Raw genomic sequence first — 20,414 nt, forward strand, 5'->3', positions numbered from 1 at the left:
CTATTTAGGAATCGTCTTTTAATTGATATCATTTTGACTATTGATTAAAGCAGAGTGTTTCATTTAAATTGCTACGATAAGTCATTTGTTTCTAGTTGTAAAAGTTCGTCAATTTTCTTAGTGACATCGCCTGTTTTGTGTGCGACTTCATAATCGATCTGATACTTATCTAACTGCTTGAAAAAATTTTTTTGAATTTCAGTAACTTCCTTATCAGATTCACGCATATTCTCTGCTTTAGCTTCTACTAAGAGATAAATTGTTTGCTTGTTATCTTTTTCTAAAACATAGATGAAGTCGGGTGTCGTTGTTCCTCCCGTAAATTTAGGCACTTTTATCGCACTTTTTGGCAATTTACCAAAGACGGTTACCTCAGGTTGATAAGTTTTTTCTAATAAGTCGAGTTCAGGATGAATACTATCATAATAAAGTGGAGGATTATCATACAAGCTTCTAGGATTGTTTGTGATGTTATTTTTTTGATTAACTCCCAAAAATCCAGGATTGATGCTTTCCACAAAAGATTTTTTCTTAGGATCAAAAATAGAAGTTCGAGCCTGAAAATCTAAGGCTTCATAGCGATATGCTTGATTATAAGTTTCTGCAAACTTCTTTTTAAAGAGTTTAACAAGATTTTTAATGCTAGTATGACTTAGATAATCAGAATTCTTTAATTCCTTTAAGGCTGTTAAAACATGTGGATGAATGTCAGTAATTGCCAAGTTAGTTTGCCTAGCTAACTCTTTAATAAAAGTCCCATAAGGCATTCCTGAATGATAAGAGTCAGGAGAGTCATCGTAAGGATTCTCTCTGATGTCCATTTGTTCTTCTTGCCTGACTAATTCTTGTTTAGAATAAGTATATTTTTCAAGAGAGTAATTTTTAGGCTCGGTAAAAACTTCTTCAAGAATCACAGAAATGTCTTTAGTGTTTCGTTCAAAAATCAACATATATCGTTTGGCGAATAGTTGCCAAAGTTCTTTTACCTTATTCCAATTTTCTTGATTTAATTTGACTAATTTTGGGGAAGATTGGTTACGTTTATCAGTTACTTTCCCATCTCGAAGTTGTGTGTCAGCTAATTTAGGATATTCTTCAAGTAACCAGTCAAATCCGGATTTAACGACTCCATTTTTTTCCACTTTTTTGATAAATTCATTGCTTCGGTTGATAATTCTTAACCTATCCAATTTATGCAATAAATCATCTTTGCTAAAGTTAGGTTGACTTTTCTGTTCTTCTTCAAGAAGTAACTGAATCAGCTCATCATCCAATTTGTCATGATTAAGTTGTAAAGGAGCATCACGATTGATTTCGCCAATCAGTTTGTCTGCAAAATCACGTTCATCATAACCAATATGGAAAGATAAACGAGATTCAAATTCATCTTGTTGGACACGATGCCCAGTTTCATCAACAGGAAGTCTAAGTCCACGGCCAACTTCTTGGATTTTACTATTGTCACTACCAGAACTGCGTAATTTAGCAATGACAAAAACATTAGGATTATCCCAACCTTCTCGTAAAGTCCATTTTGAAAAGAGAAATCGTCTAGTAATCCAGTTGCCGTGATTATCCTTAAAGCTAAGCAGCTTATTTTTATTTTTTAGAATATCATTGACTTCTGCTTGAATAGCTTCGTCGCCACTACCCTTGTCTTCGCCAAAGTAGCCTGCATGAACATTTTGCTGCTCTGCTTGAAGGCTTTTTTGTGTTGCTCTTAAAAAATCAAGGTATTCACGTTCTCGTTGATCTTGGCTAGTTTGATATTGCTTTATCAGATCTTCTAGTTTTTTAGTTAACAGACGCTCAAAAGTTTGTTTGAGCCAACCATCTTTATCACGATAGGATTTGATACTATCAATGAAAAATAAAGATAAAGTTTTAATTTTAGGTGCATGATTAGCTCTAAAGAAATTGTCTTGTTCTTTTTTAAAATGCTCATTAAGAGCTTTTGCGATAATCATTTCTTGATAAGAGGCTTGAAATGTTCCTGGAATGAGTTTCATTCCCTTGTTTAATTCCAAATCATTACTTAACATCTTACTACCTGCGTAATAGACTTGTCCGTCAAAGTCCCCATCAATACTTGCTAGTTCATCGCCAACTGACAAAGATTTTAAGATTTTTCCTTGTTTAAGTGTCAATTCTGTAGCAGATACTTTTTCCACTACCCAAGATTTTTCGATGTCTTGCTCTGAAAGATTTGGGTAAACAATATCAATCCCTTTTACTAGCCCCTTATTAAATGAATCAACCGCATTAAGATTGTATTGAGGCTGATCTCGATAGTAGTCTTTTTTGACTTGTTTATGTTTTCCCTTACCGATAACGACATCTGGAAATGTTGCACCAAAACGGATAATGGTTTGTGGTTTCAATTCCTGGATAGCCTGATAGCTTTTTTTGTCTCTTGGAAAACGATGTGGTTCATCGATGATTACGACTGGTCGTGTTTGTTGAAGGGCTTTTAATGGTTCAGTTGTGCTACCTATCAGGGTTTGATCATAATCTTTTGCTTTTAGACTTTTAGAACGCAACATCCCCTCATTTATCAGCAATACTTGAATCGTGTTGGTGTTTTGTCTGCTGCCTTCGATAAAATTGGTTAAATGAGCAGGGAAATGTTTTCGACCAGACTTTGATTTAAAATCACCGGCATTGATCACATTCAAATCAATTCTAGTATTACCGTAAAATTGTTGAAAATGTTGCTTGGCATAGCTAGATTGGATAAAATTCTTTGTCCCTTCTTTGATAGCAGGAGTTGGCACAACGATGATAAACTTAAAAATTCCCAATTGTTGATGGAGTTCATACATGGCTCTCGTATAAACATAAGTTTTACCAGTGCCAGTTTCCATCTTGATGTCAATATTTTTATCATCACGCTCTCGATAATGAAGAATCGGATTGGCAAAAGCAAAGTTTTTATCAGGATCAGTGGTATGTGTGTCTAGTGGTGGAAAGGCCTCTAATAAATGCTTTAGGGCTTCTTCTTGATGTGGTAGTTCTTCTAATAGAATTTTCACAATAACCTCCTAATAGCGTTTAATCAGATTAACTTTAGTATCCAATTGGGCTAGAACTAATTCCAGTTCTCGCATGCTTTCCATGTCAAAAGAATAGCCATAAAGAACAATGGTTTGAATGACCTTTTCATTTTTACCAATAAGATTTACTAATGCTTTGGTCTGTTCAAAAGACCAACCTTTAGCAATGAGATAAACACGCTCGTCATTAACATAACTTGCCTGATAGCCAGCTAAATCTAGTGTTTCCACAAAGGTTAAGATATCATAACCATCAGCTAACAGCCAAGTTGCTAGGATAGTGTCCTCACCGCTTGCTCCCTCATCAAAACCTAGTTCTTGAGAAGAAAATGGTTTGATCATGTCGTCAAATCCGCTTTCGTTAAGGAGAAGATGATTACCTTTACTATCAATAAATTCTCCAGTTTCTATATCAAAAGCATCTAAATCATCCAAGGTGGCTTGTTTTGGTTTTAAGACACGATAATGCTTAAACCCACCATCAAAGGTTTCAGGCAAGTTCTCTCCCTTTTCTTCTTGGATTTTTTGACTGGCTCGCTTAATTCGTTCACGTGAGATTTCGTCGATCGATTGATAACCAGCTGTGAAAGCTGTCTCACTTCCCTTACGAGCGACCTTTTTACCATCACTGTTTTGGTCATAAGTCTTCTCTGGTAACTGCACCATGATATACTGACGCGTGCCTCCATCTTCAGCGTTTAACTGCATCACGGCATCAGCAGTAGTGGCAGAGCCGGCGAAGAAGTCGAGGATGGTTGCTTGAGAATTTCCAATCATTTTTATTAACATTTTTATAAATTGGGGATTTTTAGGCATTGTAAAAAGTTTTTTTAAATTAAAATCATTATAAGAGAATCCTGCTGTTTCTGTTTTTAAATCCCATTCCTCAGTGGATTTTATAAAACTTTTTTGCTGTTTATAAACGTTTCTATCTTTTTCATAAATACTATTCTCTTTAAATAACAAAGATTTGTTTTGATATAACTCTAAGAATTTACTTTTTGAATATGTATTCTCTAATAGTATATTATCTTTTATAGATCTATATACTTTATAACCTTTATTTTCTAATTCAGTGTCTTTTTCTGATAATAGTTCTGTTTTTAAAACTATATCATGACCATTAAAATAAACAGAGTAGTCTTTTTCTCCTCCATTTGCTTTATTATTTGTGCTTTCACCAACTAATACACGTTTTCCATGAGTGTAAAAGCCAACTTCATCTTCCAATAGATTATCTTTTTTTACTATATTTTCAAAAGGAGTAGTTTTCTCACTATTTTTAGAATAAATATGAAGTGTTTCATGATTAACAGAAATATATTTACTATTTTTTCTACCTTTTGGATTGTTTTCAACTGCCAAAGTTGAAACAAAATTCCCTTCCCCAAAGATCTCATCCATGAGCAGTTTGAGATTGGCTTGTTCGTTGTCGTCAATCGAAACAAAGATAACACCAGTTTCTTTTAATAAGCGTTTGGCTAGCCATAGTCTTGGATACATAAAGGCCAACCAGGCAGAGTGAGTTGCTTTTTTATAAATAGATTTGAAGCGTTCTAGCTCCTCGTCATTCATGCCAAATAGGTCTTGCAGTTTATCATCACTATATTCAAATTTGTCATCATAAACAAAGCCGTCTGAGCCAGTATTATAAGGGGGATCGATATAGATAATATCGATACTATTTTCATAACTAGCTTGTAAATGACGCAAGACTTCGAGATTATTGCCAGTGAAAAAGAGATTTTGACTATTTTTATTTTCGGGTTGTTTATTATGTTCTTTATCTGGTAAAACAACGGTTGTGGGAGCTTCTCCAGTTTGCTTTTTAGCATAATTTTTCCCAATAAAATTAAGTTGATATCCAGAAGTTAACTCTGTCTGGATAGAGTTTTCTTCGAGCATTGATTTGAACTTTTCAAAATCAAACTTTCCTTGAGAAATCACCGTTCCATCTTCATCACCCTTGTCAGCAGTAAAAAATTCTGGTAGTTTATTTCTCAATTCTTTAAGAAAAGCAGAGTTTGACGTGACATTTGCGTTATCATTAAGATTTGTTTTAAGCATAGGTCACCTCGCTTCCCAAGACAACAGAAAAAACTTTCCCACAAAAATGTGAAAAAGTTTGTTTTAGGGCTTGACAAAAAAGACCATTGATTACATAATCAGCGGTAGCTGGTAGCTGGTAGCTGGTAGCTGGTAGCTGGTAGCTGGTAGCTGGTAGCTGTGTTTGTGTTCATACTAACTATTTCCTTTACTACTTTATAATAGTCTCATTATACTATAAAAGAGTTTTTCTTGACAAATCAGAGAAAAACATTGAGCGAGTTAATTTTCTTCGGAGTGGTTATCATCCTAGCGATGAGCGACTCAACTTTAAATCGGGTAAAGAAGAAAAATCTTGTGATGAGCTCAATTCTTTTTGGAATTGTCATCATCACAGTTGTGATGAGGTGTGCCCAAAATGGGCAAGGAAGAAAAACCTTGTGATGAGTTCAATTTTTTTGGAATTGTCATTATCACAGTTGTGAGGAGGTATGCCCAAAATGGGCGAAGTAAAAGAGCTATATTCCAAACGGATAAAGAAGAACGTTTTTATTATCAATAGGGGTTATTGAAAGTAATAACGATTAGAAAAGTTATTAACTTGGTAAGGATTTTGTTTTAGCATCATAAAATAAATTTCGTTTAAGTTAGGATTAAGCTAACTAACTTATACTATAGTCATCCTAAAACTTTTCTTTTTATAAATCTCCTAAAAACCAGAACCACTTAGTGATTCTGGTTTTTTTATTTACCAAGACAGAACTGACTAAAGAGTTGAGTGATGAGTTCATCTGGTGCAGCGTCTCCAGTGATTTGCCCTAAAATTTCCCAAGTGCGAGTGAGATCAATTTGCAGTAAATCAACTGGCATACCAAGTTCTAAACCTTGATTGACTGCTTGTAAACTATCCACAGCCTGTTCAATTAGACTGATATGACGGGTATTGGACAGGTAGGTGGCATCTTGTTCAACAATACCTGCATTGTCAAAGAAGAGTTGGTTGATACGCTCTTCAATCAAATCAATATTTTCTTTGGTTAAGACAGAAATGCTTAACACATCATCTGGTAATTGTTCTTTTTCGATAGCTTGGGGGAGGTCGGTCTTGTTGAGCAGAATGATACGATTACTACCTTGGCTGAGTTCAAGAAGTTGACGGTCTTGTGGAGTTAGTTTTTCAGAGCTATTTAAGACCAAAAGCACTAAGTCAGCTTCTTTGAGGGCTTTTTTAGAACGCTCCACACCGATTTGCTCAACCACATCATCGGTTTCACGAATCCCTGCCGTATCAATGAGTTTCAGTGGTACCCCATTGATATTGACATATTCTTCAATGACGTCACGAGTGGTTCCTTCAATATCAGTGACAATGGCCTTGTCTTCTCGAAGCAGAGTATTGAGTAGGCTTGATTTACCTACATTTGGTCGGCCAATGATCGCAGTCGATAAGCCCTCACGCAAGATCTTGCCACGTTTGGCTGTTTTGAGCAGGTTGGTCAGCAGCTTTTCGAATTCTTGAGTTTTTTCTTGTAAGAGAGCCGTCGTCATTTCTTCAACATCATCGTATTCAGGATAGTCAATATTAACTTCCACCTGAGCCAGCGTATTCAGGATTTCTTGGCGTGTATTATTGATCAAATCAGACAATGAGCCGTCTAATTGTTTGACCGCAATTGACATGGCCTTATCTGTCTTAGCTCGGATGAGATCCATGATTGCTTCAGCTTGTGTGAGGTCAATTCGACCATTGAGAAAGGCACGCTTGGTAAATTCACCTGGTTCGGCTAAACGTGCACCGTGGCGAATCAAGAGTTGCAAGATTTGGTTGGTCACTGCTAGACCGCCATGTGTATTGATTTCGATGACATCTTCACGAGTAAACGTTTTGGGTGTTCGCATCAGACTGAGCATGACTTCATCGATGATTTGGTTGTTTTCTACGATATGGCCATAGTTGATGGTATGAGAAGTGACCTGTTTTAAGTCCTTCCCCTTAAAGACCTTGCTAGCGATTGTAATGGCATCTGTGCCAGACAAACGGACAATTCCGATAGCCCCTTCCCCCAAGGGAGTAGCAATGGCAGCGATGGTATCAAATTCTTTTGTTATCATTTGTATTCCTTTAATGTTATCAGTAAGATTAGATGTTATAGTTTATTATATCATTTTCTAGATAGATGTCTGATTAAGTTAATCCTAAACTTTTAGATCTCGGCGGTAATAGTGGCAATGAAAAACTAAAAAACTTGCAAGACGGAAATATCTATCAATCTTGAAAATGAAAAAACTTCTCTAACAAGAGAAGTCGCGGTAGCAATAATCAGTGCAATTACAGGAGCGTTGATCACTAAGCTACTAGGTTAAGCAAAGGGGCGAAAGTCCAATGCCTAATTATTATTATAGTATTATTCTAACATAGGCGAGATTCGTTAGCCAATAAAAAACAACTTTCTTTATTGGCTAATCTTGATTTTTATGGTAGTAGGAGTGGCTACTTTGGATATGATTTTTGACATAACAAAATTTCATCATCTCATGAAAAAATAGTGGAACTAGTGGTCTATGTTGTTCATGATAAATTTGTTGAAAGTTTCTTTGAAACGCTATATAATTACGATAGAAGATATAGACTGAAATGGGGTAGGTATCATGACCGAATTAGAACGTCAAGAGTTAGAAGCTCTGAAAGAACGGACAGGGCGTTTAGATGGCCCAAACACCCTTACTCCTGATGAAATGGATAGATTTTTTGAATTATTGCTTAAAGAACATGAATTGTCTTAGAGTTTGATAAAATGAAGAAGTTTTTCCTATCTTGACTTACAAATAGTAGATGCAGTTTGTTTAGATCAAGAGATAATTGTATTACAAAAGAAATCGATTATATCTGAGATGTTGGAAGAACTCTATCATGCAGATCAGCAATATTTATGATCTATAATAGACAAATATGATATACCGAAAAGAAGTAAAATAAATTCAAAATCCATTGAGGGTTTATCAAAAAGAATTGGAGGAATTAAGAAATGAAAAATAGAATTATTTCAACGTTTCCAATTAAATCTTTAGGATTGGTTTCAGTTACTGTTGAGAATCCTGATTTTAGTGATTCAAAACCTGATGGTAAAATTTTGATTGGTGATAAACAATATACTTTTCATAATATTGTTATGGGAAGAGGAAATCAAATACTAAATACCTTTACTGTAGAATATACTAATGACAACCTACTTGATAAACAAGTTATCTTTTAACACTTGGAACAATCTGAGTGCTTTTTGTTATCATAAGCAATTATCAATGAAATATAGATAAAACAACTCTCTTGATGAGTAAGTTGTTGATAAATTACTCAATTAGTAGGAACTAATTCAGGAGGACTGAAAATGAATAAAGAAGAGATGAAATCTTTTGCTAGACTTGACGAAGCGGTCGATAGATTGGCAGAAGGATGCAATACACTTCCTATAGTTGATATGCCAAAGTATAATATTCGAGCCATTATGCAAGAAGCAATGCGTCTTGGTCGTCCATTAACAGATAGTGAAGTTGAAAGGTTTATTGTCGAGACATAAAGTTTATAGATTTAATCTAGTAACTTCTAGGTGTTTTTTGCTACCATAAGTAGCTTGAAATGAAATATGGCTAATTTATAGGAAATATTTTACTGTTGACGAAGAAAACGGACTCCTTAAAGAAGAACGTAAACAGTTCTTAGATAATCTTGAAAAACAAAACAGTCGTAATAGCTGTGAGGATTCACTTGTCTTGCTTGCTGTTGTGAGATATCATGCTTATCGTTTAGGATTGTTGAAAAGCAATCGATTTTTTCAAGAAGCGCTTGAGAAGAAAAAAGAGTAGTTTATTCTTTGGAGCATTCTGATAAAGTTTCTAAGAGATGTTGAAACTATAAGTTGCAAAAAGTTTTTGAACTCAGTGTTATCATCAATTATTGTCCTGACTACGTTTTTTGAAACTTGATACGATACTGGAAAGAGGAACACCGCTCTAACAATTATAAAAGCTAAAACTCCATTATCCCAAGAAGAGATAATAGAACAGATCAATCGTCAGATGTGGTGAAATTGTAATCTGAAAGAGAGAAGATGAGATTGTTACTATGATTAGGTCAAAAATGTAGTAAGCTGGTAGCTAAAAAACAAAAAAAGAGTGTGAAAACCGCGTTCCAATGGGTACTCAACCTTCACACTCTTTAAATAAAGTATATTAAATCATAAGTTATTAGTCAAATAAAAATAGGAGTAATCATTGTTTCCATTCTTATTTTGTAAGAAAAATATGACTGCATTATCACTAAATATGTCAATTATTTGGGAAAATGTAGATGTATTTCAATCTTTAACACGGGATATTGAAGAAGTACAATATTGTCAGGTTAAATCATGAGCCTATGGAACTTGAGCTAAGGAAAAAGGAGACTTGTAATGCTTAGATTGATTAAAATTTTTAATTCAAATAGTAAAGGTTATTGGTATATTCCTGAGAACAAAGCACCAGGAATGGTAGAGATTGATGAAAAAACAGGAGAAGTAGTTGTAGCTATTGAATCTACTTATGACACTGAGCTTGGTTATCCTTATTTTGCAAATAAAGCTCGAGGAGTGGTTAAGCAAATGTGGGATAGCGGAGAATTGCCAGACGAAAAATTCTTAGCTTGGGGATAGATAATCTATTTTTACTTTATGTTATGGAAGAAAATTTTTTACTAAGATAAAAATTTATAATATAATATAGGTAAACTTAGAGGTTGAAAAGTATCCGTCTCCAACGCGCCACTTTATTAGTGGGTCGAGAAATGCGGGCGACATCCGGCGGTCCCGCCTAAGTTAAGCACTTAGATTTAGTCTAAGTGCTTTTTTGCTACTTAAAATGTGACTTAACTGTATGGAATCTCATACGGTTTTGTGTGTCCAAACCGTGCTGAAGACCTTAAAGGTTGCATGAGTGTTATGAACTTAGGCGATTTTATTAGTTAATCTGTTAAAAAACTAAGTGGTAGTTTGCTTATTTGAACTTGAGTAGTATAATAAAGATAAAGAAGCGAGGTGAAGGGAAATGGGTGAACTGGAACGATTAGCTCAAGATTTAAGACGAACAGAAAGAGAACTCAAGAAAGGTTACATTTGGCTTAGTTTTTGGTGTTTCATATTTATCATCAATTTTATATGGGGTTCTTGGTCATTTTTAATGAGTGTTTATGACTTTAAATTTTTGTTTTGGTTATTTGTTATTCCTGTATTACTAGAACCTTTTTTCTATTCTTTTCTACTTGGTGTTATCCTTTATTCGACTGTACAAGGATATTGGAAGCGTGTAGAGAAATATGAGCATGAGCGTTCCATGGCAGAGTTATATTTAGACAGTGCAATCAGGTCAGCACAAAGAAACTAATCAATAAAGTAATAAAACGACATTGTCTAAGGACAGTGTCGTTTTTTATTTAGAAAAGGATTTAAGATGTCAACACCCTTAGGACGTTAAGCCATAATATAACGCAACTCCAAATGTGGTAGGCTGAGATGGTAGGGATTTTCAAATGTTTCTAGGATAAGAAAACTTTGAATGCCCTTGTCACGATGTAGTTGCTTGAGTCGTTGGTCAATCTGATCCTGATGGATATGTTCGGCATGGATATGTTTTTGATTAAGACAAATACTAAGACGCTCTGGCAGGTTCAAGCATTCCTTGACCTTGACGGCTAAGTATTGCTGCCAAGTCTTATTTTGATAAGTATAGTAACAGCCAAGACGATTGTCGTATTGGAGGCCTTGTTCTTCTAATTTGAGTAAGGCTTGGCGAGCCTGTTGGTGGTAGTTGGCCGATAGGATTTTTCCTTGAAAATCAAAAAGCAGAAAGTCGTCATTTTGATCTTGCAAATGGGACTTATGGGTCTTGTCAAGTTGGTCAGATAGTAGGAGTTGATCTTGAAGATTTTGCAGATAGGCCTTGTCTTTTTCAACTTGTTTTTCGATTTGTGTAATTTTCTCCCTAGCTTCTTGAATAATTTTACTCATGTCAATGGTATCTGCGTCAAGAATATAATTGTTAAAATCCTTGAGTGGCAAGCCATAATCCGCACACATTTTAATCAAGGCAACATAAGGAATATGAGAATGCGAATAGTAGCGATAACCATTGTCTTGGTTAATATGACTAGGAGATAGAATGCCGATTTTCTCATAATAGCGTAGGGCTTTGATATGAATGCCTGAAAATTTACTTAACTGACCAATGGTTAAAAAATGTTGAAAATCTGCCATAAAATGCTTGACCTTCCCTTTACGGTATAGTTTATAATAAGAGTATAACAAATCAAGAAAGCTTTTCCAAGCTATTCGATTAAAGGAGAATTTTTATGAGCGAGAAAAAACATAATAAGAACTGCCAACATAGCCATAGCAAACTAAAAGTATCGCCAATGGTCTTGTTTTTCGTTGGTATTGGCATTTTTATTCTAGGCTTAGTCTTACCTGTTAGTGATACGGTTAAGGCGATTTTCTCAACAGTTGCCATGTTGGTGTCAGGCTACCATGTCATGTGGGAGGGGATTGAAGACACCATTCAAAAAACTAAGGAAAAAGGAAAATTCACTCCCAATACACATATTTTGATGACCCTAGCCGCTATTGGAGCGGTTTTACTGGGTGAGGCGACCGAATCAGCACTGTTGATTTTTATCTTTGCTGGGGCCCATTTTCTTGAAGAATATGTGGAAGGACGCAGCCAACGTGAAATCACTAAACTGCTACAATTGAATCCAACTGAAGCCCGCCGTCTATCTGGTGATGGTAATGTGGAGGTTGTGCCGGTGGATCAGTTGGCAATTGGAGATCGTGTTCAGGTGTTGAATGGTGGTCAAGTGCCAACGGATGGGGTAATCATTGAAGGAACGACAAGCATTGATGAATCTACTATCAATGGTGAGTCAATTCCACGTGAAAAAACAGTAGGTGATACGGTATTTGGTTCAACCATAAATGGTAACAGCACCTTTGTCATGGAAGTGACCAAGGATAGTTCAGACACGGTCTTTTCTCGTATTTTGCAACTGGTAGAGGCTTCTCAAAGCAATCTATCTCCAACGGCAAGTCGTATTCGAGCTTTTGAACCAGTTTATGTGAATATTGTCCTTTTGGTGTTTCTTGCCTTGATGTTTGTTGGGCCACTGGTTTTTAACTGGACCTTGGCTAAGACTTTCTCAATCGGTTTGACCTTTATGGTGTCAGCGTCGCCATGTGCTTTGGCTGTTTCTGCAGTGCCAGCGACCCTAGCAGGCATTTCTAACCTAGCTCGTCAAGGGGTCTTGTTTAAGGGTGGGGCTTATCTGTCTAACCTTAGTGACTTGAAAGCAATTGCTTTTGATAAAACAGGTACTTTGACAGAAGGAAAACCAAAAGTGGTTGACTATCGCTTTGAGCAAGATGTGGTGAGTAATGACGAATTACAGGCTATCTTGGTTGGTATGGAGCAGCAATCCAACCATCCTCTCGCGACGGCTATTGTGAATTATTTTATGCCTAATCTAGTGGTAGATGTGCCAAGTTTGGAAATCGAAACTCGCCTTGGAGAAGGGATTATCTCAGATTATCAAGGGCATCGTTACCGCATTGCCAAGCCAAGTTCATTTGAAACAATTTCTCAAACTTGGTTGACGGTTAAAGAGGAAGAAGAGAGTCAAGGACGCACGGTTGTTATGGTGGCTATTGATAATCAAGTCGTTGGATTTATTGCAATTCAAGACGTGCCTCAAGAAAGTGCCTTGACAGCCATTGATTATTTTAATAAAGCTGGCGTGAGAACGGTAATGATTACAGGTGATGCTAAGCTGACTGGTGAAGCAATTGGACGTCAGTTGGGAATCGCAGACATCGCTGCTAATGTCATGCCTGAGCAAAAGGCTGAGATTATCAAAAATCAACAAGCCAACTATGGTTTGACGGCTATGTTGGGTGACGGAGTAAATGATGCACCGGCCTTAGTAACGGCGGATATTGGGATTGCCATGGGAGAAGGGACAGATGTGGCGATTGAAACAGCAGATGTTGTTTTGATGAAAAATGATTTGTTGAAACTGATGGAAGCCCACCAAGTATCGAAACGTTTAAAAAACGTTATTTTACAAAACATTGTCTTTTCAATGCTCGTTGTCTTTCTACTTATTAGCTTAACTTTCTTTGGTAATCTCTCAGTGGTGGCCAGTGTGACACTACATGAAGGGTCAACCTTACTTGTATTACTAAATAGCTTACGTCTATTACTCAGACGAAATTAAGCCTTAAACTGACCACTTGTTTAGTTGGTCAGTTTTTGATTATTTGAGAGGTTATATGGTGACTTTTATTGTAAACACTATGATTTTTATTAAGAATATGCTATAATAAACAGTAAAACTATCAGGAAAAAAGGTTGTTCAGATGACAGAAGAAAAGAAACAAATGGCAGATCTCGCCAAGGAATATGATGCCAGTCAGATTCAGGTCTTGGATGGCTTAGAGGCTGTTCGTGTTCGCCCAGGAATGTATATTGGCTCAACGTCTAAAGAGGGTTTGCACCATCTTGTTTGGGAAATTGTTGACAACTCGATTGATGAGGCCTTGGCAGGTTTTGCCAGTAAGATAGAGGTTGTTATTGAGAAAGATAACTCCATTACCGTCATTGACGATGGCCGTGGAATTCCTGTCGATATTCAAGAAAAGACAGGTCGTCCTGCAGTAGAAACGGTTTTTACGGTCTTGCATGCCGGAGGAAAATTTGGTGGTGGTGGTTACAAGGTTTCTGGTGGTCTGCATGGAGTAGGTTCTTCAGTGGTTAATGCCCTGTCAACCCAACTAGATGTTAAAGTCTATAAGGATGGCAAGGTTTATTTCCAGGAATACCGTCGTGGGCAAGTTGTTGCTGATTTAGCTGTGATTGGTCAGACAGACCGTACAGGAACAACCGTTCATTTTACGCCAGATCCAGAGATTTTCAAAGAAACAACGGAATATGATTTTGATAAGTTAGCTAAGCGTGTGCAAGAGTTGGCCTTTCTTAATCGTGGTTTGAGGATTTCTATTGCAGATAAGCGTTCCGGTAAGGAACAAGTGAAACCATTTCACTATGAGGGTGGTATTGTTAGCTATGTTGACTATATCAATTCCAATAAAGATACTATTTTTGAATCTCCGATTTATACAGATGGTGAGCTAGAGGGAATTTCGGTCGAAGTGGCAATGCAATACACCACCAGTTACCATGAAACTGTGATTAGTTTTGCCAATAACATCCATACTCATGAAGGTGGAACTCATGAACAAGGTTTTCGGACGGCTCTGACGCGTGTCATCAATGATTACGCGAAAAAAAATAAGATTTTAAAAGAAAATGACGATAATCTAACAGGAGAGGACGTGCGTGAAGGTTTGACAGCTGTCATTTCTGTCAAACATCCAAATCCCCAGTTTGAAGGGCAAACCAAGACGAAACTAGGCAATTCAGAAGTGGTCAAGATTACTAATCGTTTGTTTAGTGATGCCTTTAGTCGCTTTTTATTAGAAAATCCACAAATTGCTAAAAAGATTGTCGAAAAAGGTATTTTAGCGAGTAAAGCTCGGATTGCAGCTAAGCGCGCGCGTGAAGTGACTCGAAAGAAATCTGGTTTAGAAATTTCCAATCTACCTGGTAAATTGGCAGATTGTTCATCAAATGACCCAAGTCAAAACGAATTGTTCATTGTTGAGGGGGATTCGGCAGGTGGCTCAGCCAAGTCTGGCCGTAATCGTGAATTTCAAGCGATTTTGCCTATCCGTGGTAAGATTTTGAATGTCGAAAAAGCCACCATGGATAAAATCCTAGCCAACGAGGAAATCAGAAGTCTATTTACTGCTATGGGAACTGGTTTTGGTGCTGATTTTGATGTGGCTAAGGCCCGTTATCAAAAATTAGTCATCATGACCGATGCTGATGTTGATGGTGCCCATATTCGTACCTTATTGTTGACCTTGATTTATCGTTTTATGCGACCAATCTTGGAAGCAGGTTATGTGTATATCGCCCAGCCACCAATTTATGGGGTGAAGGTCGGTAGTGAGATTAAGGCCTACATTCAGCCTGGTGCCAATCAAGAACAAGATTTGAAAGAGGCTTTAGACCAATATAGTCAAGGTCGTTCAAAACCGACTGTTCAACGCTATAAAGGTTTGGGAGAAATGGACGATCATCAACTTTGGGAAACCACGATGGATCCTGAAAGACGTTTGATGGCGAGAGTTTCAGTGGATGATGCAGCAGAGGCTGATCGCATTTTTGATATGTTGATGGGGGACAAAGTTGAACCACGTCGTGAATTTATCGAAGAAAATGCGGTTTATAGTACCTTGGATATCTAGTTCAGCTTATTTTGAAAATCAGATTCAAGTGTGTTATAATGGGCTTATTGTCGTCTGATGAGTGAAAAACAAATATTTAAGGAGATAGGGAATGTCTAGCGGAATCATTTTGCTAATGGTAGCTATAGTGCTAGTTGTCATTATTGTTTACCTAATTAGCGTTATTATTCGAAAGCGTAATGACTCGCTGATTGCAAAATTAGAAGAAAGAAAACAGACCCTTTTTTCATTGCCAGTCAATGAAGAAATACAAGCGGTCAAGCAGTTAAATTTAGTTGGTCAAAGTCAGGCTAATTTTAAGGAATGGGAACAAAAATGGTTAGATTTGTCCGAAAATTCCTTGGCGACAGTGGATGCCAGCGCCCTTCAGGCTGAAAAGTTTAATGATAGTTTTAACTTTATTCGAGCCAAAAATGAAATCACAAGAATTGAGAGTCAGCTAGATTTAGTTGAAGAAGACATCACTGCCATTCGTGATGGTTTGACTGTTCTTTGTGAACAAGAAGAAAAAAACAGTGCGCGTGTGACACATGCTCTTGATTTATATGAAAATCTACAAGAATCTATTAAGGAGAATTCAGATAATTTTGGGTCAACCATGCCTGAAATTCAAAAGCAATTAAGCAATATTGAAGCAGAATTTTCACAATTTGTTACCTTGAATTCATCAGGAGATCCTTTGGAAGCCTCAGTCATTCTTGATCGAGCAGAAGAACACACGATTGCTTTGGGTCAAATTACAGAACAGATTCCAGCTATTGTTGCTAAGTTAGAAGATGACTTCCTTGATCAGTTAGATGATTTGGAAAATGGTTATGGTCGTCTTTTGGAAGAAAATTATCATTTTGCTGAAAAAGACATTGAAAGCCAGTTCCGTCAAATTCGTGAAGCCATTAGGAGTAACGCATCTGAATTGGTGACCTTAGATTTGAACCGTGCTCGTTCAGAAAACGAGGAAATTCAAACCAAGATTGATAGTCTTTATGATACCTTTGAAAAGGAAATTCAAGCACAGAAGCAAGTGAGTAAGGACATTAAGGTTATTCCAGATTATCTAGCTCATGTAAAAGGAAATAACGAGAAATTAGAAACAGAATTGGCTCGTTTATCTCGGAAGTACATTTTGAATGACAATCATAGTGCGAGAATTCGTAACTTTGCTACGGAAGTGACGAAGATTGACGAGGCAATTAAACCGACAATGGATAATTTTGAAGAGCAGGAATTACCTTTTTCCGACTTACAAGTCTTGTTGAGTCGCAGCATGAAAACCTTGTCTGATGTTGAGGCAGAACAACTAGAGGTTTTTGAGGATTTGAAAAAAATTGAGCAGACAGAAAAAGAAGCGCGTCAGGGCGTTGATATGTATGTTAATAGATTGCATACAATTAAACGTTATATGGAAAAACGTAATCTTCCAGGTATCCCGCAAGATTTCCTAAGTGTCTTTTTTACAACCAGTTCACAACTTGAAGCTTTGATGGAAGAGCTTAGCCGAGGTAGAATGGATATTCAAACCATTGGTCGCTTACTGGATGTTGCCAAATCTGCCATGTTTAATTTGGAAGAAACAGCCTATCAAGTAGTCCAACAGGCTACCTTGACTGAGCAGTTGTTGCAGTATTCAAATCGCTACCGTAGCTTTGAACCAAGCGTTCAAAATAGCTTTGAGCATGCCTTGAAATTGTTTGAGGTTGATTATGCCTATCAAGAAGCCTTTGAAGAAATTTCTTATGCTTTGGAACTGGTTGAACCAGGAGTTACCGATCGTTTTGTTTCATCTTATGAAAAAACACGGGAAACAATTACTTTCTAAAAGAAAAGGTTAAATCAACGATTTAACCTTTTTTGATAGGTGTTGAAGTTGCAGGATGATTTGGAAAAATGTATAATAATAGTATGAAAACGTTACAGGTAAGTCAGCAGACGACTAAAAAATTGAAACAAGGCAAGCAACTCTTGTTGGAGCAAGATTTCCTTGATTTTTCTGCTGATGAAGGATTAGTCAGTCTTTGTGATTCAGCAAACCAATTCTTAGGAACGGCTTATCTAGCTAAGCAAAACAAGGGAGTGGGTTGGTTCTTATCAAAACAGGTGGTTAATCTGGATAAGGCTTATTTTTTGGAATTGTTTGAACAGGCAAAACTCAAACGCCAATCTTACCTTGCGTCAGAGTTGACAACAGCCTATCGCCTTTTTAATCAAGATGGGGATGGCTTTGGTGGTCTAACCATTGATTGTTATGGCGACTATGCTTTATTTTCATGGTATAATGACTTTGTCTATACCTTGGCTCCAGTGATTATTGAAGCTTTTAGAGCAGTTTTTCCTAACTTACTAGGTGGTTATGAAAAAATTCGATTTCAAGGTTTGAACTATGAGTCTGCCCACCTATATGGACAGGAAGCACCTGATGTTTTTCATGTGTTAGAAAATGGTGTTCGTTATCAAGTTTTTCTGAACGATGGCTTGATGACAGGAATCTTTTTGGATCAGCATGAGGTTAGAGGCAATCTAGTAGATGGGATAGCAGCAGGCAAAACCTTATTGAACATGTTTTCCTATACAGCAGCTTTTTCAGTAGCTGCAGCCATGGGCGGTGCTAGTTCCACAACGTCAGTTGATTTGGCCAAGCGTTCTCGTGATTTATCCACTGCTCATTTTGTTGCCAATCATTTAGACACTGAACATCATCAGTTTGTTGTTATGGATGTCTTTGATTATTTTCGTTATGCCAAACGAAAAGGATTGAGTTTTGATGTGATTGTGCTTGATCCACCCAGTTTTGCTCGTAACAAAAAAAGAACCTTTTCAGTCGCCAAAGATTACTATCGCTTGATTGAGGATTCTTTGCCCTTACTGAACAAAGGTGGCTTGATTATTGCATCAACGAATGCCAGTAATGTGTCAGTTGAGCAATTTAGAAAACAATTAGATAAGGGATTAGTAGGTGTAAACCATCAGTATCTGGCCCTCCAGCAACTACCAGTTGATTTTAGGGTCAATTCAGCTGATCCCTCTAGTAATTATCTTAAAGTATTTACAATACAAGTTAATCAATAAAAAATAAAGGAGACGATATGTCAGTTAATGTTTATGATTTAGCCAATGAGTTGGAACGTAGTATCCGTAGCTTGCCAGAATATCAAGATGTCGCTAAAGCTAAGGAAGAAATTGCCAAAGATAGTCAAGCAAAAGCTCTTTGGGATGAGTTTACTCAAGTGCAAGATCGTGTGCAAGGTTTATTGCAGTCTGGTCAAATGCCATCGCAAGAAGATCAAGAAACCATGCAGGCTCTTGGACAAAAAATTGAAGGAAATGCTACTTTGAAAGTTTATTTTGATGCCCAACAACGTCTATCTGTTTACATGACTGATATTGAGCGTATCATTTTTAAACCACTTCATGATCTTGTGAAATAAAAAAACAGGGAGGAGTTATCCTTCCTGATTTTTAGTGTTCTAAAGAGAGCATTTGAGTAGGCTTGTCCTAACTTTTTAGTCATAGTAGATTTTTGAGATTTTATAGTCTTTATGATAAGGTAAAATAAAAAGAAATAAGGAGAAAGAAATGGAAACAGCTTATGATTATATCGTCATTGGTGCTGGCAGTGGTGGTATCGCTTCAGCTAATCGTGCAGCCATGCACGGAGCTAAGGTGCTTTTGATTGAAGCTAATGATTTGGGAGGGACGTGTGTAAACCGTGGCTGTGTCCCTAAAAAAGTCATGTGGTATGGGGCACAGGTGGCAGATGTATTATACCGTTATGCGTCTTCTTATGGTTTTAGTGGGGAAAATATTGATTTTGATTTTAAGCAGTTGAAAGCCAATCGTCAAGCCTATATTGATCGGATTCATCAGTCTTATGAAAATGGTCTGAATCACAATGGTGTGACTTATCTGCAAGGTTATGCCAAATTTGTAGATACTAAACGTGTACAGGTTGGTGAAAAAATTTATACGGCACCTCATATCTTGATTGCAACAGGTGGTCATGCGCTTATTCCCAATATTCCAGGTGCTGAATATGGGATGACTTCCGATGGATTTTTTGAATTGGATCAATTACCAAAACGTGTGGCAGTTGTGGGGGCTGGTTATATTGGCGTTGAAGTGGCTGGTGTCCTTCATGCCTTGGGCAGTGAAACTCATCTTTTTGTCAGACAAGATCGTCCCTTACGTTCATTTGATAAGGAGATTGTTGACCAATTAGTTGATTTAATGGTTGAAGATGGGCCTACCCTGCATACTTTTGCTGAACCAAAGCAGGTTGATAAAGCAAGTGATGGTAGTTTGACGCTTCATTTGGCTGATGGGCGTAAAGAAACAGTGGATGCGATTATTTGGGCAATTGGTCGTGGTCCTAATACAGCCAATCTTGGTTTGGATAAAACAGGTCTTGTCCTTGATGATAAAGGCTATATTCAGGTTGATGCTTATGAAAATACAGCAGTCTCAGGTCTTTATGCCCTAGGAGACGTGACCGGTAAATTGGAATTGACTCCAGTTGCTGTTGCGGCAGGTCGCCGTCTGTCTGAGCGTTTGTTCAACCATAAACCAGATGAAAAAATGGACTATGACAATGTGCCAACGGTTATTTTCAGCCACCCAGCTATTGGTTCGGTTGGCTTATCAGAAGAAGCAGCCATTGAAAAATATGGAAAAGATGACATCAAGGTTTACCGTTCTCGCTTTACGTCTATGTATACGGCTATAACGGATCATCGGCAGGCTTGTTTGATGAAATTGATTTGTCAAGGTCCTAATGAACGGGTGGTTGGTCTGCATGGGATTGGCTACGGAGTTGATGAGATGATTCAAGGCTTTGCTGTTGCGATTAAAATGGGAGCTACTAAAGCTGATTTTGATCAGACCGTTGCGATTCACCCAACTGGTGCTGAAGAATTTGTCACTATGAGATAAGAAA

Annotated in this window: 16 protein-coding genes; 12 read left to right on the plus strand and 4 right to left on the minus strand. The window is 37.2% G+C overall.

The features are described from left to right. Positions 1-71: 71 nt before the first annotated feature. Positions 72-3,032 (minus strand): type III restriction-modification system endonuclease, encoded by a 2,961-nt coding sequence (locus FRX52_RS00460; protein WP_146538094.1) that lies wholly within the window; start codon positions 3,030-3,032, stop codon positions 72-74. 9 nt (positions 3,033-3,041) lie between these two features. Next, complete coding sequence (locus FRX52_RS00465) at positions 3,042-5,120, minus strand: site-specific DNA-methyltransferase (RefSeq protein WP_146538095.1); 2,079 nt, start codon at positions 5,118-5,120, stop codon at positions 3,042-3,044. 397 nt (positions 5,121-5,517) lie between these two features. On the opposite strand from FRX52_RS00465, the gene FRX52_RS05455 reads away from it, so the two are divergent. Next, positions 5,518-5,661, plus strand: coding sequence for a hypothetical protein (locus tag FRX52_RS05455; RefSeq protein WP_186603301.1), 144 nt, complete (start codon positions 5,518-5,520; stop codon positions 5,659-5,661). A gap of 182 nt (positions 5,662-5,843) precedes the next feature. On the opposite strand, the gene mnmE is transcribed toward FRX52_RS05455, so the two are convergent. Continuing rightward, positions 5,844-7,211, minus strand: coding sequence for a tRNA uridine-5-carboxymethylaminomethyl(34) synthesis GTPase MnmE (mnmE, locus tag FRX52_RS00470; protein ID WP_146538096.1), 1,368 nt, complete (start codon positions 7,209-7,211; stop codon positions 5,844-5,846). 537 nt (positions 7,212-7,748) lie between these two features. Between mnmE and FRX52_RS05505 the strand changes: the two genes are divergently transcribed. From FRX52_RS05505 to FRX52_RS00490, 5 genes are all read left to right on the plus strand, one after another. After that, positions 7,749-7,883 (plus strand): hypothetical protein, encoded by a 135-nt coding sequence (locus tag FRX52_RS05505; RefSeq protein ID WP_261378931.1) that lies wholly within the window; start codon positions 7,749-7,751, stop codon positions 7,881-7,883. 242 nt (positions 7,884-8,125) lie between these two features. Then, entirely contained in the window at positions 8,126-8,353 is a 228-nt protein-coding gene (locus FRX52_RS00475; RefSeq protein ID WP_146538097.1) for a hypothetical protein, read from the plus strand. A 132-nt stretch (positions 8,354-8,485) separates the two neighbouring features. After that, positions 8,486-8,674: a hypothetical protein gene (locus FRX52_RS00480; protein WP_146538098.1), complete on the plus strand. Its 189-nt coding sequence runs from the start codon at positions 8,486-8,488 to the stop codon at positions 8,672-8,674. An 870-nt stretch (positions 8,675-9,544) separates the two neighbouring features. After that, positions 9,545-9,784: a hypothetical protein gene (locus tag FRX52_RS00485; protein WP_146494935.1), complete on the plus strand. Its 240-nt coding sequence runs from the start codon at positions 9,545-9,547 to the stop codon at positions 9,782-9,784. A gap of 391 nt (positions 9,785-10,175) precedes the next feature. Beyond that, positions 10,176-10,511: a hypothetical protein gene (locus FRX52_RS00490; protein ID WP_146538099.1), complete on the plus strand. Its 336-nt coding sequence runs from the start codon at positions 10,176-10,178 to the stop codon at positions 10,509-10,511. Between the two features lie 86 nt (positions 10,512-10,597). Here FRX52_RS00490 and FRX52_RS00495 read toward each other — a convergent pair whose 3' ends face one another. Further along, complete coding sequence (locus FRX52_RS00495) at positions 10,598-11,380, minus strand: MerR family DNA-binding transcriptional regulator (RefSeq protein ID WP_146538100.1); 783 nt, start codon at positions 11,378-11,380, stop codon at positions 10,598-10,600. 95 nt (positions 11,381-11,475) lie between these two features. Between FRX52_RS00495 and FRX52_RS00500 the strand changes: the two genes are divergently transcribed. The 6 genes from FRX52_RS00500 (at position 11,476) to gorA (ending at position 20,410) form a co-directional block, all read left to right on the plus strand. Further along, positions 11,476-13,392: a heavy metal translocating P-type ATPase gene (locus FRX52_RS00500; protein WP_146538101.1), complete on the plus strand. Its 1,917-nt coding sequence runs from the start codon at positions 11,476-11,478 to the stop codon at positions 13,390-13,392. Positions 13,393-13,534: 142 nt separating this feature from the next. After that, complete coding sequence (gene gyrB / locus FRX52_RS00505) at positions 13,535-15,487, plus strand: DNA topoisomerase (ATP-hydrolyzing) subunit B (protein ID WP_146538102.1); 1,953 nt, start codon at positions 13,535-13,537, stop codon at positions 15,485-15,487. Positions 15,488-15,578: 91 nt separating this feature from the next. Continuing rightward, positions 15,579-17,303 carry a septation ring formation regulator EzrA gene (gene ezrA, locus FRX52_RS00510; protein WP_146538103.1) on the plus strand — a complete coding sequence of 575 codons (1,725 nt, stop codon included), beginning with the start codon at positions 15,579-15,581 and terminating at the stop codon, positions 17,301-17,303. An 83-nt stretch (positions 17,304-17,386) separates the two neighbouring features. Further along, positions 17,387-18,550, plus strand: a complete 1,164-nt coding sequence (locus FRX52_RS00515) for a class I SAM-dependent rRNA methyltransferase (protein WP_146538362.1) — start codon at positions 17,387-17,389, stop codon at positions 18,548-18,550. Positions 18,551-18,567: 17 nt separating this feature from the next. Further along, positions 18,568-18,909 carry a YlbF/YmcA family competence regulator gene (locus tag FRX52_RS00520; protein ID WP_146538104.1) on the plus strand — a complete coding sequence of 114 codons (342 nt, stop codon included), beginning with the start codon at positions 18,568-18,570 and terminating at the stop codon, positions 18,907-18,909. A gap of 148 nt (positions 18,910-19,057) precedes the next feature. Next, positions 19,058-20,410, plus strand: coding sequence for a glutathione-disulfide reductase (gene gorA, locus FRX52_RS00525; RefSeq protein ID WP_146538105.1), 1,353 nt, complete (start codon positions 19,058-19,060; stop codon positions 20,408-20,410). Positions 20,411-20,414: the final 4 nt, after the last annotated feature.

The sequence above is a fragment of the Streptococcus sp. sy018 genome (assembly GCF_007859185.1).
Lineage (GTDB): Bacteria > Bacillota > Bacilli > Lactobacillales > Streptococcaceae > Streptococcus.

Excerpts from the sequence above, each read along its gene's own strand:
- FRX52_RS00465 (WP_146538095.1), bottom strand. The coding sequence starts at position 5,120 with ATGCTTAAAACAAATCTTAATGATAACGCAAATGTCACGTCAAACTCT.
- FRX52_RS05455 (WP_186603301.1), top strand. The coding sequence starts at position 5,518 with ATGGGCAAGGAAGAAAAACCTTGTGATGAGTTCAATTTTTTTGGAATT.
- mnmE (WP_146538096.1), bottom strand. The coding sequence starts at position 7,211 with ATGATAACAAAAGAATTTGATACCATCGCTGCCATTGCTACTCCCTTG.
- FRX52_RS05505 (WP_261378931.1), top strand. The coding sequence starts at position 7,749 with ATGACCGAATTAGAACGTCAAGAGTTAGAAGCTCTGAAAGAACGGACA.
- FRX52_RS00475 (WP_146538097.1), top strand. The coding sequence starts at position 8,126 with ATGAAAAATAGAATTATTTCAACGTTTCCAATTAAATCTTTAGGATTG.
- FRX52_RS00480 (WP_146538098.1), top strand. The coding sequence starts at position 8,486 with ATGAATAAAGAAGAGATGAAATCTTTTGCTAGACTTGACGAAGCGGTC.
- FRX52_RS00485 (WP_146494935.1), top strand. The coding sequence starts at position 9,545 with ATGCTTAGATTGATTAAAATTTTTAATTCAAATAGTAAAGGTTATTGG.
- FRX52_RS00490 (WP_146538099.1), top strand. The coding sequence starts at position 10,176 with ATGGGTGAACTGGAACGATTAGCTCAAGATTTAAGACGAACAGAAAGA.
- FRX52_RS00495 (WP_146538100.1), bottom strand. The coding sequence starts at position 11,380 with ATGGCAGATTTTCAACATTTTTTAACCATTGGTCAGTTAAGTAAATTT.
- FRX52_RS00500 (WP_146538101.1), top strand. The coding sequence starts at position 11,476 with ATGAGCGAGAAAAAACATAATAAGAACTGCCAACATAGCCATAGCAAA.
- gyrB (WP_146538102.1), top strand. The coding sequence starts at position 13,535 with ATGACAGAAGAAAAGAAACAAATGGCAGATCTCGCCAAGGAATATGAT.
- ezrA (WP_146538103.1), top strand. The coding sequence starts at position 15,579 with ATGTCTAGCGGAATCATTTTGCTAATGGTAGCTATAGTGCTAGTTGTC.
- FRX52_RS00515 (WP_146538362.1), top strand. The coding sequence starts at position 17,387 with ATGAAAACGTTACAGGTAAGTCAGCAGACGACTAAAAAATTGAAACAA.
- FRX52_RS00520 (WP_146538104.1), top strand. The coding sequence starts at position 18,568 with ATGTCAGTTAATGTTTATGATTTAGCCAATGAGTTGGAACGTAGTATC.
- gorA (WP_146538105.1), top strand. The coding sequence starts at position 19,058 with ATGGAAACAGCTTATGATTATATCGTCATTGGTGCTGGCAGTGGTGGT.